This is a genomic window from Aeromonas sp. 61P, from assembly GCF_051919545.1.
Classification (GTDB): domain Bacteria; phylum Pseudomonadota; class Gammaproteobacteria; order Enterobacterales; family Aeromonadaceae; genus Aeromonas; species Aeromonas veronii.
On sequence record NZ_JBQBEL010000001.1, the window covers coordinates 1,585,564 to 1,598,746 of the forward strand.

The window sequence follows — 13,183 nt, forward strand, 5'->3', positions numbered from 1 at the left end:
TTAATAGGTATTCAATTTGCCAATTAAGATTCCCTTGATGCAGATCAAAAATAAAAAAAGCCGCCCAAACAGGGCGGCAAGCGGGTGGATAAAAGGAGAGACAACTCAGGTTTGCAACAGAACATAACAATCAGACGGATTGGGCCGTGGTCTGGTCAGGAGCTTTCGGCCCGGTACTTACTCAAGCCAGCATACGTACGCTGTAGTCGGCTTGGTTCACTATCAGGCCAGATAAGCGCGCAGCATCCAGACCAGTTTTTCCTGCTGCTGCACATAGTCGGAGAGGATGGAGGCAGTTCCCTCATCACCGGCTTCGGCGGCCTGACCCAGAATACGGCGCTGGGCGACCAGCAGTTCGCGGAAGCTATCCAGCAGGGATTCGACACAGGCGCGGCCATCGTGCAGCCCTTTTTGCTCGGGGATGGCAGAGACTTTCAGATAGTCGCTGAAGCTGTGCATCGGCACGCCATCCAGGGTCAGGATCCGCTCGGCCAGCGCATCGACTTTCAGCAGCAGGTCGTTGTAAATCTCTTCAAATTTCAGGTGCAGTTCGAAGAACTGGTTGCCACGGATATTCCAGTGGAAGCCGCGCACGTTCATGTAGAGGATCTGGTAGCTGGCCAGCAATTTATTCAACTCGGCTGCCAGGGCTTGTGATTGAGCAGTATCAAGACCAATCGGGCTTTTCATCATTCACCTCCAGATTTGGAAATCGGTTTGAAATTCTCTTTCGGAACGCAGTCAGAGTAACGCCTTGCAAAATGCAGGGACAATTGCTTGTGCCTAACTGTTTGATAGCTAATGGCTATCAAACAGTACGCAACAACGGGGCAATGGATGAGGATTAGGGGAAGTATTTTTCGAGCAGCGCCATCAGGATGGCCTGGCACTCGCGGTCCGGTTTGCTATCGACCTTGCTGGCGCGAAAGTGGAGCTGAAAGGCGCCCATGACGGCGCGGCTCTGCTCATCCCACTGGCCGCTCCGGGGCAGGCCATAGCCATAGCGGGCCAGCTGCTGCTGCCACATGGCCGCATCCCAATCGGGCAAGGGGCTGGCCAGTAGCTCGGCCACCCGACCTTCATCTGGCCAGGCGCCGACTCCGTACGTCAGATAGAGCTGGCGCCAGGGGAAGTGGGGGCCGGGATCCTGCTTGCGCTCGGGGGCGACATCGCTGTGGCCCAGCACCTGGGTCGGTGGAATCTGGTAGCGGGCGACCAGCTCCCGGCTGAGTGCGCCGACGGCGGCAATCTGCTGTGGGGTATAGGGTTGCCAGCGCCGCGCATCGGGGGCCAGCGGCTCATCTTCTGCTGGATAGCCGAGGTTGACGATCTCGATGCCAAGGGAGCTGGCATTGAGCCCGGCATATTGGTGCCAACGGCTGCGTCCGGCATGCCAGGCGCGCGCGCTGTCCGGCACCAGCTGATAGACGGTGAGCGGTGTCTCGTGGCTGTCGCGGGGGATCAGGTAGTGGGCGCTCACCTTGTGCTCCGGCTCGGTCAGCAGGCGCAGGGAATTGGCATCATCTTCATCGGTGTAGTGGAGGATCAGAAAGGCGATCCGCTCGTTCTGGTTGGCGCTCTGATAGCGGGTAGAGAGCCGGTACTCGGACGGAGTACAACCACCCAGCAGCAGAACCAGTGGCAGAAAGAAGAGGGGAAGAAAACAGCGCCAGCGCCATCCCCCTGCTGCAGCCAGGCTGCTGAGCGTGGGAGGAGTGAGTCGCTGGCACATGTCGAAGGCCCTGTCTGGTCAGTCGCGCGGCTGGTTAGCCGCGGTATTTGGCCGTGAGACCGATCAGGAAGTTGCGCAGGATCTGATCCCCGCAATCCTGATAGTGCTTGTGATCCTTGGAGCGGAACAGGGCACTGAGCTCGGACTTGGAGAGGTTGAAGTCGGCGAGCTTGAGGGTGCCGAGCATATCCTCTTCCTTGAAGTTGAGACCGATGCGCAGCTTGCGCAGGATCATGTTGTTGTTGATCCGGTTCGGGATCACCTGGGGCGGTGCATCTTCCCGCACGCCGCGGCGGGCGATGATGAAACCGTCGAGGAACTGGCTCAGAGCCGAGTCGGGACAGGCGACATAGCCTGCCTCTTGCTCTTCACCTTCCGCCGCCTCTTTCATCAACCAGCTGTGCAGCTGGGCGTGAGTGACCGTCAGGTTGCCCTTGGCAAACATCTCGACCATCTGGTCGTTGCTGATGGTGAGGGCGTAGCGCAGACGGCGCAGAATATCGTTGTTGGTCATGCTGACTCCTGTGTAAACGGCGCAACTTTACCATCTGGCGGCCCTCGCGTCAGAAAAAGCGAGGGCCGATACAGTTCAGGTCAAGCTCATCAAGCCTTGCCGAGATAGCGGGGCGCCTCCTGGCGCACCAGTTCCAGCGCATCTTGCAGCTCCAGCAGCTCGGGTTCCAGCTCGCTGACCGGCACGCCGTCACGCAGCTGTTGCTCCAGCTGGGAGAGCAGCCGTTGCAGCCCCGGCACCCCGGAATAGGCACAGCCACCGTTGAGGCGATGGAGCTGGGCCAGCACTTCGCTATCTTCAATTTCGCCCGCCAGCGCGCTATCCAGCACAGGTTCCACTTCGTCGAAACTGGCCAGCAGCATGGTCAGCATCTCTCTGGCGAGATGCTCTTTCCCCGCCGCTTGCCGCACCGCCAGTGCCCAGTCGATCTGTTGGGCACCATTATTCTGGTGGCGGCGATGTGCAAAGTCGGTGATGAGCTGGGCCAGCATGCTCTCGTCGATGGGCTTGGCCAGATAGTCGTCCATCCCCTGCCGGATCAGCCGCTCCCGTTCGCCGGGAATGGCGTGGGCGGTCACCGCCACGATCGGGGTGGTGGTGTTGAGGGACTGGTTGCGGATCGCCTGGGTGGCGCTGATGCCATCCATGATCGGCATCTGGATATCCATGAAGATGATGTCGAACGGTTGGCTCTGTGCCTGTTTGACTGCCTCCTTGCCGTTTTTGCACACCACCACCTGACTCACCATCTCTTTGAGCATGGCGGCGATCAGCTTGAGGTTGGCGGCGTTGTCATCCACCGCCAGCACCTTGATTGGCTGCAACTGGCGCGGCGCAGGCTGGGCGGGCAGCTTCTGGCGGCTCGATTCCGGCGAAAGCAGGGCGTGCAGCAGCTTGCGGTGGTTGACCGGTTTGGAGAGACAGTGCTGGGCGCCATGGGCCAGCATAGCTTCATAGAGCGCTGGCTCGTGGCTGCTAAGCAGCACTATGGTGTTCTGCTGCTGGCCGTTCAGTCTGTCGAGACGGCCGAGCACCTGCTGCGGTGTATGCAGGGTGCTGCTGCCGATGATCACCATCTCCTGCTCGCTCATCTCGGGCCAGGGATCATCGCTGGTCAGTGGGTGCACATCGAGGTGCCACTCCGCCAGCAGGGCGAGCAGGGAGGCTTGCGCGAAGGGATCCGGCTCCAGCAGCCAGAGTCGTTTGCCACGGATCCGATCCAGCGGCAGTTGATCGGTCTGGGGCAGGGGCGAGACCTCCACATCCAGACTGAACGAGAAGATGGAGCCTTTGCCGAGCTCCGATTCGAAGCGGATCTGGCCGCCCATCTGCTGCACCAGCTTCTGGGTGATGACGAGGCCCAGGCCCGTGCCGCCATAACGGCGGGAGATGGAGGAGTCGGCCTGATTGAAGGCCTGGAACAGCTGATGTTGCTGCTCTTGGGAGATGCCGATGCCGGTATCGCGGATCTGGACGTTGAGCCTCACCTTGTGGTTGCCACTGCCGGTCTGCTCGATATGGACATCCACGTTGCCCTGCTCGGTGAACTTGATGGCGTTGCCGGTGAGATTGGTCAGCACCTGTTGCAGACGCATGGGGTCGCCGGTGAGGTAGTCCGGCACATCGGCATCCACCCGCAGGGAGAGCTCCAGCTGTTTGTCGTGGGCGCTGGGGCCGAGCAGGTGCATGGTCTCGTTGAGGGTATCGCGCAGGCTGAACGGGATATGCTCCAGCTGCAGCTTGCCCGCTTCCAGCTTAGAGAAGTCGAGGATGTCGTTGATGATGCCAAGCAGGTTGCGCGCCGACTTCTCGATGGTCTGCATATAGTCGGTCTGGCTCGGAGTCAGGCTGGTTTTCAGCAGCTGGCGGGTAAAGCCGATGACCCCGTTGAGCGGGGTACGCAATTCGTGGGACATGTTGGCCAGAAACTCCGACTTGACCCGCGCCGCCTCCTGCGCCCGCTTCTTGGCCATGTCGAGTTCGACGTTCTGGATCTCGATCTGCTCCAGCGTTTCGCGCAAGTCAGAGGTGGCCTGATCGATATTCTGCTGCATCTCTTCGTGATATTCGGAGAGCGCCTTGGCCATGGCGTTGATGCCGTTTTTCAACATATCCAGCTCGCCGGTTAGCTGGCCGCTGACTCGGGTATCGAGCCGCCCCTCCCTGATCTTGTGCACCGCCTGCACCATGTTGGTGATGGGCTGGGTCACGCTCTTGACCAGCCGGAAGCCAAACAGGGTACTGAAGGCGACCCCGATGAGCACCATGATCACCGCAAAGAAGGTGTCGCGGTACTGCAGCAGCATGGCCCTATCGGTCGCCATCTGCATCGAGATGTAGCCGATCATCGGCGGCTCCACATCGCTGGGCAGCGGGAAGCCATCCAGACTGGTTTCAGCCTGGATCGGGGTGCGCAAAATGATGTCGTCCCCCTGAAACGTCACGCTGGTCAGATCCGGAATGGGCTCGCCATCGGGCAGCCTGAGCCGGGTGAAATCCCGGTGGTAGTTCGAGGTGACGAACAGCTGGTTGTCCTGGGTGAAGACTGCGATGGATTTGATGAAGGGGGAGTTCTTGCGATGGGTCAGGCCAATCAGCCGCTTGAGGGATTCGCGACTGTGCTGGGTCATCCCGTATTCACTGGCGATCGCCAGCGGTTCGATGATGTTGATCCCCTGATCAATGAGGTTGTTTTCCAGCTGCTGGTAGCGGTGGAAGGTGAAGTAACCGGCCATCAGGCCACCGATGATCAGGGTCGGCAGGATGGTGAAGGCGAGAACGCGTGCTCTCAGGCCATATTTGGTCATACGAACAGGCCACCAGTGAACAGGGTTGGTGATAGGGTTGATGGCAATACACGGGCTCTGTGGCCGTATTTGGTCATACTATTATTCTTGTGGGACAATACCCGGCAGCAGATTCCACAATCATGACATAGCCACCTATAGGCACCAAGTTTTATGGCCCAGTTTTTCAAGCCCCAAAAGAAGTCCACCCAGCTCCAACGCATTGAATTTACGATAGACACCCTCGATCACCACTGCGTCGGTATCGGTCGCCATCAGGGCAAGGCGGTCTTCGTCGAAGGGGCACTGCCCGGCGAGACCGTCAAGGCACGCATCACCGAAGAGAAAAAGCAGTATGGTCACGCCGCCTTGCAACAGGTGGTGACCCCGGCGGCCAATCGTATCGCTCCCTTTTGCAGCCACTATCGCGAGTGCGGCGGTTGCAGTGCCCAGCACATGCCGGTTGCCGATCAGCAAGCCGCCAAGGCGGCGGGACTGGTCAGCCTGTTCGAGCGGTTGGGCAACATCAAGGCGCCGGTGCTGGAGCCGGTACTGACCGGTGAAGATCGCGCCTACCGCCGGGTTTGTCGTCTGGCCATCAAATTTGACAAGAATGGTCGCTGCACCCGGGTCGGTTTCCGCCGCCGTAACAGCAACGATCTGGTGGAGATCGACGGTTGCCCTGTGCTGGCTGAGTCGCTCTCTGCGTTGATTGCCCCGCTGCGTGAATGCCTCAATCGCCTCAAGAGCCAGCGTGAGCTGGGCCATGCGGAGCTAATCCAGGCCGAGCAGGGGATCATGATGCTGCTGCGTCACACCGGCCGCCCCAATGAGGCGGATCGCGCCCTGCTGGTGGCGTTTGCAAAAACGCAGGGGATCGACCTCTATCTGCAAGCTGCCGATGATCGTATCGAAGCGCTGCAGCAACAATTTTCCCCATCCTACTCGCTGGATGGCCTGTCTCTTGCATTTGCTCCCGGTGATTTCATTCAGGTCAACGGCCCCATCAACCAGAGCATGGTTGAGCAGGCGCAGACATGGCTCGGGGCGAGCAAGGATGACAAGGTGCTCGATCTCTTCTGCGGCATCGGCAACTTCACCCTGCCGCTAGCCCGTCAGGCTCGCGAAGTGGTGGGTGTCGAAGGTGAACTGGCCATGGTGCAGCGGGCCGAAGAGAACGCACGTCGCAACGGCATCACCAATGCCCGTTTCTACAAGCCGACCTGAGCGATGACATCGTCGGCATGTCCTGGGCGCGGGAAGGGTTTGATCTGGTGCTGCTGGATCCGGCTCGCCCCGGCGCGTTGGAAGTGATGGGACACGTCGTGAAACTTTCACCCAAGCGGGTGGTCTACGTCTCCTGTAACCCGGTCACCCTGGCGCGGGACAGTCAGGTGCTGGTGAAAGGGGGTTATCGTCTGGTGCGCCTCGGCATGCTCGACATGTTCCCTCACACCGGTCATCTGGAGTCCATGGCGCTGTTTGAACGGGAGTAAATGACTCATCAGTTCGGCGATGCCGGATAGGTCATCCGGCATGTTCGTTACTATTTGAGCAGGTGTGTATATGAAGTAATCCTGCTCATCGGTACGGCGATGCGGATATGTAATCTGGCGTGTCTGCGGCTGTTTGAGCTGATGTGATTGGGGTAATCTAGAACCTCGTCGTTCGGCAGGGCCGGTTGGCGCGCTCTATTGTCTTTCTGGACAATATGCCTTGAAAAGTGCGCTGGATATCCCCATTTGAGGCAATCTCATGAGGGGGGAAAGTGACAGCTTTCGGCCCGATAATTTAAAGGATTGATACCATGGTTGCGGTTCGCGATATTCATTTGAAAGACAACTTCACCCTGGAAGAGTGGGTCAGCTCTCTCTCCTTGAGTGACAGTGAAAAGGATCAGCTGCGAACCGTCTACCAGTATTGTCTGACGCTCGGTGACGAGGCGCTGACCAGCAAGCTGCTGGTGCGCGGCATCGAAATGGTGGGCATCCTGCAGATGCTCAGCATGGATATCGGTACCCTCAAAGCCGCCATCATCTACCCCTTCGTCGAAGCCGGTCTCATCAGCCAGGAGCGGATGGACGAGGACTTTGGCTCCAAGATCGCCAAGCTGGTGGAAGGGGTGCTGGAGATGGAGGCCATCCGCTCCCTGCAGACTCTCCATCGCAGCGAAACCTCGCCGGAGCAGGTCGACAACGTGCGTCGCATGTTGCTCGCCATGGTCGAGGATGTGCGCGCAGTGGTGATCAAGCTGGCGGAGCGGATCGCCTGCCTGCGGGAAGCGAAGACGGCAGATGAAGAGACCCGGGTGCTGATGGCCCAGGAGATCACCAACATTTATGCGCCGCTCGCCAACCGTCTGGGCATCGGCCAGCTCAAGTGGGAGCTGGAAGATCTCGCCTTCCGTTACCTGCACCCGGATACCTACAAGCAGATCGCCAAGCAGCTCGACGAGAAGCGGCTTGACCGCGAGCGCTACATCCGCGAGTTTGTGCAATCCCTGCGTAATGGGTTGAAAGAGGCGGGAGTTGACGCCGAGGTGTACGGTCGCCCGAAACATATCTACAGCATCTGGCGCAAGATGCAGAAGAAGCACCTCGAATTCAACGAGTTGTTCGATGTGCGCGCGGTGCGGGTAGTGACCAAGCGGCTGCAGGATTGCTATGCGGCGCTCGGTATCGTGCATACCCAGTTCCACCACATTCCCCGCGAGTTTGACGACTATGTCGCCAACCCCAAACCCAACGGCTATCAGTCGATCCACACCGTAGTGGTGGGGCCGGAGGGCAAGACGGTCGAGATTCAGATCCGTACCGACCAGATGCATCAGGATGCCGAGCTCGGCGTCGCGGCGCACTGGCGCTACAAGGAAGGGGCACAGGCTGGCGGCAAGGCCAACACCTTCGAAGACAAGATCGAGTGGCTGCGCAAGCTGCTCGCCTGGCAGGAGGATCTCTCCGAGAGCGGCTCCCTGCTGGAAGATCTGCGCAGTCAGGTGTTCGAGGACAGGGTCTACGTCTTCACCCCGAAAGGGGATGTCATCGACCTGCCAGCTGGCGCCACCCCGCTCGATTTTGCCTATCACGTCCACAGCATGATCGGTCACCGCTGCATCGGCGCCAAGATTGACGGCCGCATCGTGCCGTTTACCTATGCGCTGCAGACCGGCGATCAGGTGGAGGTTATCACCCAGAAAGAGCCGAACCCGAGCCGCGACGGATGAACCCCAACGCCGGCTTCCTGCGCTCCAGCCGGGCGCGGGCCAAGGTGGCGACCTGGTTCAGAAAACTGGATCGGGACAAGAATATCGTGGCCGGTCGCGAGCTGTTCGAGAAGGAGCTGGATCGCCACAACCTCAGCATGTCCAAGATCGACAAGGGCAACATGCTGCGCCGCTTCAATCTGGAGAGCACCGACGATCTGCTGGCCGGTATCGGCAGCGGCGATATCCGCATCAACCAGGTGCTCAACTATCTCGACACCTGCTACAACAAGCCGACGGCGGAAGAGGAAGATCGCCGCCTGTTGGAGAAGCTGGAGCAGAAGGCCAATGCGCCGATGCGCCACAAGCCCAAGGATCACATCGTGGTGGAAGGGGTCGGCAACCTGATGACCCATATTGCCCGCTGCTGCCAGCCGATTCCGGGGGACTCCATTCAGGGCTTTATCACCATGGGGCGCGGTGTATCCATCCACCGGGAAGATTGCGAGCAGTTGAAAGAGTTGTCACGTCGCAACCCCGAGCGGCTGATCGATGCGGTGTGGGGAGAGAACTACTCTGGCGGCTACGGCCTCACTATCCGGATCATCTCCAATGATCGCTCCGGCCTGCTGCGCGATATCACCACAGTGCTGGCCAACGAGAAGATCAATGTGATGGGGGTGCGCTCACGCTCCAACGTGCGCGAGCAGACCGCCGAGATCGACATGGAGCTGGAGATTTACAACATCAACGCCTTCAACCGGGCGTTGGCCAAGCTCAGTCAGCTCAATGACGTAATTAGCGCCAAGCGCCTCTGATTGTCATCAAGAACCAACTTGTGACCGACCGCCAGGTCGGTCACTGTTTTGCCCCTGCGGTACGAATCAACAAGCGAATATCCCATGTCCCAACGTTACGATCTGCCCCAACTGCTCGATATCATGGCTCGCCTGCGCGATCCGCAAAATGGCTGCCCCTGGGATCTGAAACAGGACTTCCAGACCATAGTGCCGCACACCCTGGAAGAGGCCTACGAGGTGGCCGATGCCATCGAGACCGAAGATTGGCAGGGGCTGAAAGGGGAGTTGGGTGACCTGCTGTTTCAGGTGGTGTTCTATGCCCAGCTGGGTAAAGAGCGCGGCTTGTTCGACTTCGCCGATATCGTCGATACGGTGAGTGAAAAGCTCATTCGCCGTCATCCCCACGTTTTTTCCGATGCAGATCTCTCCAACGAGCAGGCGGTAAAAGCGAACTGGGAGGCGGAAAAAGCCAAGGAGCGGGCGGCCCTCGACAAAGAGAGCGTGCTGGACGACATCCCGCAGGCGCTGCCTGCCCTGACTCGCGCCGCCAAAATTCAGAAACGCTGTGCTACCGTCGGCTTTGACTGGAAGACGCTGGGGCCTGTGGTGGACAAGATCCACGAAGAGATCGACGAGGTGATGGAAGAGGCATTGATGGCCGATGTGGATGAGGCGCGGGTGAGCGACGAGCTCGGCGACCTGCTGTTTGCCACCGTCAATCTGGTGCGTCATCTGGGCAAGGATCCGGAGCAGGTGCTGCGCGGCGCCAACGCCAAGTTCGAACGTCGCTTTCGTCAGGTTGAGCAGATAATCGCCGCAGAAGGCTTGAAAATGACCGATTGCACCCTCGAAAAGCTCGATGCAGCTTGGGATAAGGCGAAGGAAACCGAGCAAAGTTGATTTGGCGCAAGATGGGGGGGCGGTGAGCCTGATAGATTTTTGCTCATTGTTTGGGAGAGGGGTTTTTGGTATACTGTTTCCCCGTCCTGCTTCATCCCCGAAGCACCCCTTAAAATTCCCTAAACTTCTTTCAGGTTCAGCATGACGACCAAATATATTTTTGTTACTGGTGGCGTTGTTTCATCCCTCGGCAAAGGCATTGCCGCAGCTTCTCTGGCAGCCATTCTGGAAGCCCGTGGTCTGGATGTGACCATCATGAAACTGGACCCGTACATCAACGTGGATCCGGGCACCATGAGCCCGACCCAGCATGGTGAAGTGTTCGTAACCGAGGACGGGGCCGAAACCGATCTGGATTTGGGCCACTACGAGCGTTTCATCCGCACCAAGATGACCCGTCGCAACAACTTTACCACCGGCCGTATCTATGCCGACGTACTGCGTAAAGAGCGTCGTGGTGACTATCTGGGCGCCACCATTCAGGTTATCCCGCACATCACCAACGCCATCAAAGAGCGGGTGATTGCCGGTGCCGAAGGCCATCAGGTTGCCATCGTCGAAGTGGGCGGTACCGTAGGTGACATCGAGTCCCTGCCGTTCCTCGAAGCCATTCGTCAGCTGGCTGCCGAAGTGGGCCGCAACAACGCCATGTTCATGCACCTGACGTTGGTTCCTTACCTGGCCGCTGCCGGTGAAGTGAAGACCAAGCCGACCCAGCACTCCGTCAAAGAGCTGCTCTCCATCGGTATCCAGCCGGATGTGCTGATCTGCCGCTCTGACCGTGCCATTCCGGCCAACGAACGCGCCAAAATTGCCCTGTTCTGTAACGTGCCCGAGCGCGCCGTCATCTCCATGAAAGACGTCGACTCCATCTACAAGATCCCGGCACTGCTGAAATCCCAGAACCTGGACTCCTACTTCACCGAGCGCTTCGGTCTGGAGTGCAAAGAAGCTGACTTGTCCGAGTGGGAACAGGTTATCTATGAAGAGGCCAACCCGACTGGTGAAGTGACCATCGGTATGGTCGGCAAGTACGTCTCCCTGCCGGACGCTTACAAGTCCGTCAACGAGGCGCTCAAGCACGGTGGTCTCAAGACCCGTCACTCCGTCAACATCAAGTACATCGACTCTCAGGACATCGAGACCCGTGGCGCCGAGCTGCTGGAAGGTCTGGACGCGATCCTGGTGCCGGGTGGCTTCGGTGAGCGCGGTGTGGAAGGCAAAATTCTGGCTGCCCAGTATGCCCGCGAGAACAAGATCCCCTACCTGGGTATCTGCCTCGGCATGCAGGTTGCCATGATCGAATTCGCTCGCAACGTAGCGGGCATGGAAGGGGCTCACTCCTCCGAGTTCAAGAAAGATTGCGCGTATCCGGTCGTCGGCCTCATCACCGAGTGGGTGGATGAAGAAGGTAATGTCGAGACCCGTACCGAGAAGTCTGATTTGGGCGGTACCATGCGTCTGGGTTCCCAGCTCTGCCACCTGGTCGAAGATTCCAAAGTGCGTCAGATGTACGGCAGCCCGACCATTTACGAGCGTCACCGTCACCGTTACGAAGTAAACAACAAGCTGCTGCCGCAGATTGAAGCGGCAGGTCTGAAAGTGACCGGTCTCTCCGCCGACAAGAAGTTGGTGGAAATCATCGAGATCCCGGATCACCCCTGGTTCGTGGCTGCGCAGTTCCACCCGGAGTTCACCTCTACTCCTCGTGATGGCCACGCTCTGTTCGCCGGTTTTGTGAAGGCGGCAGGCGAGTATCAGAAGCGTAATTTGAAGTAATTGAAAATAAATGCGGTTGGGGCACTGTGCCACAGCCGCTTTTTTTGGCATATTTTTGTTGTTTTTTTACGAAACCTGAGGAAATACACATGTCCAAGATCGTTAAAGTGATCGGTCGTGAAATCATCGACTCCCGTGGTAACCCGACCGTTGAGGCCGAAGTTCACCTGGAAGGTGGTTTTGTTGGTATGGCAGCCGCTCCGTCTGGCGCGTCCACCGGTTCCCGCGAAGCGCTGGAACTGCGTGACGGCGACAAGAGCCGTTTCCTGGGTAAAGGCGTGCTGAAAGCCATCGAAGCCGTAAACGGCCCGATCGCTCAAGCTCTGCTGGGTAAAGATGCCAAGGACCAGGCCACTGTCGACCAGATCATGATCGACCTCGACGGTACCGAGAACAAATCCAAGTTCGGCGCCAACGCCATCCTGGCTGTTTCCCTGGCTAACGCCAAAGCTGCCGCTGCTGCCAAAGGCATGCCGCTGTACGCCCACATCGCCGAGCTGAACGGCACCCCGGGTGTTTACTCCATGCCGCTGCCGATGATGAACATCATCAACGGTGGTGAGCACGCCGACAACAACGTCGACATCCAGGAGTTCATGATCCAGCCGGTTGGCGCCAAGACCCTGAAAGAAGCCGTTCGCATGGGCGCAGAAGTGTTCCACAACCTGGCCAAAGTGCTGAAGTCCAAGGGCTACAACACTGCAGTTGGTGACGAAGGTGGTTTCGCTCCGAACCTGAAATCCAACGCCGAAGCGCTGGAAGTTATCGCTGAAGCGGTTGCCGCTGCCGGTTACAAACTGGGCACCGACATCACCCTGGCTATGGACTGCGCTGCTTCCGAGTTCTACGACGCAGAGAAGAAAGAGTACAACCTGAAAGGCGAAGGTCGTGTCTTCACCTCCAACGGTTTCTCCGACTTCCTGGCTGACCTGACCACCAAGTTCCCGATCGTCTCCATCGAAGATGGCCTGGACGAATCTGACTGGGAAGGTTTCGCCTACCAGACTGCTGAACTGGGCAAGAAAATCCAGATCGTGGGTGACGACCTGTTCGTAACCAACACCAAGATCCTGAAGCGCGGTATCGACAACGGCATCGCCAACTCCATCCTGATCAAGTTCAACCAGATCGGTTCCCTGACCGAAACTCTGGCAGCCATCAAGATGGCCAAAGACGCTGGCTACACTGCTGTCATCTCCCACCGCTCCGGTGAGACCGAAGACGCGACCATCGCCGACCTGGCTGTTGGTACCGCTGCTGGCCAGATCAAGACCGGTTCCATGAGCCGTTCTGACCGTGTTGCCAAGTACAACCAGCTGATCCGTATCGAAGAAGCTCTGGGTGCCAAAGCTCCTTTCCGTGGTCTGAAAGAAGTTAAAAACCAGGCTTAATTTGCTGGTTTGCCAGCCTCGGCTGGAATGAAAAAAACCGGAACCCTTGGGTTCCGGTTTTTTTATGCCTGCTCCTTGC

At 58.5% G+C, this 13,183-nt stretch carries 7 protein-coding genes and 2 pseudogenes; 5 read left to right on the top strand and 4 right to left on the bottom strand.

Annotation, left to right across the window (positions count from 1 at the left end; genetic code table 11):
* Positions 1-222: 222 nt before the first annotated feature.
* The 4 genes from ACTG2O_RS07760 to barA form a co-directional block, all read right to left on the bottom strand.
* Positions 223-690 (bottom strand): Dps family protein, encoded by a 468-nt coding sequence (locus tag ACTG2O_RS07760; RefSeq protein ID WP_005362843.1) that lies wholly within the window; start codon positions 688-690, stop codon positions 223-225.
* A 154-nt stretch (positions 691-844) separates the two neighbouring features.
* Positions 845-1,732, bottom strand: a complete 888-nt coding sequence (locus ACTG2O_RS07765) for an N-acetylmuramoyl-L-alanine amidase (RefSeq protein WP_439975561.1) — start codon at positions 1,730-1,732, stop codon at positions 845-847.
* 34 nt (positions 1,733-1,766) lie between these two features.
* A complete protein-coding gene (locus ACTG2O_RS07770; protein WP_005343323.1) occupies positions 1,767-2,246 on the bottom strand; it encodes a DUF1456 family protein in 480 nt (159 codons plus the stop codon).
* A gap of 89 nt (positions 2,247-2,335) precedes the next feature.
* Positions 2,336-5,053: a two-component sensor histidine kinase BarA gene (gene barA / locus ACTG2O_RS07775; RefSeq protein WP_042052370.1), complete on the bottom strand. Its 2,718-nt coding sequence runs from the start codon at positions 5,051-5,053 to the stop codon at positions 2,336-2,338.
* 153 nt (positions 5,054-5,206) lie between these two features.
* On the opposite strand from barA, the pseudogene rlmD reads away from it, so the two are divergent.
* The 5 genes and pseudogenes from rlmD to eno all read left to right on the top strand — a co-directional run bounded on the left by rlmD (position 5,207) and on the right by eno (position 13,104).
* Positions 5,207-6,528: pseudogene (gene rlmD, locus ACTG2O_RS07780) on the top strand (23S rRNA (uracil(1939)-C(5))-methyltransferase RlmD).
* 311 nt (positions 6,529-6,839) lie between these two features.
* Positions 6,840-9,052: pseudogene (gene relA / locus ACTG2O_RS07785) on the top strand (GTP diphosphokinase).
* 84 nt (positions 9,053-9,136) lie between these two features.
* The gene (mazG, locus tag ACTG2O_RS07790; protein WP_043821669.1) at positions 9,137-9,934 is read left to right on the top strand and encodes a nucleoside triphosphate pyrophosphohydrolase; all 798 of its coding nucleotides are present in this window, start codon (positions 9,137-9,139) and stop codon (positions 9,932-9,934) included.
* Positions 9,935-10,075: 141 nt separating this feature from the next.
* Complete coding sequence (gene pyrG / locus ACTG2O_RS07795; RefSeq protein WP_005335584.1) at positions 10,076-11,713, top strand: glutamine hydrolyzing CTP synthase; 1,638 nt, start codon at positions 10,076-10,078, stop codon at positions 11,711-11,713.
* Positions 11,714-11,802: 89 nt separating this feature from the next.
* Positions 11,803-13,104, top strand: a complete 1,302-nt coding sequence (gene eno / locus ACTG2O_RS07800) for a phosphopyruvate hydratase (protein WP_005335583.1) — start codon at positions 11,803-11,805, stop codon at positions 13,102-13,104.
* The last annotated feature ends 79 nt before the right edge of the window (positions 13,105-13,183 follow it).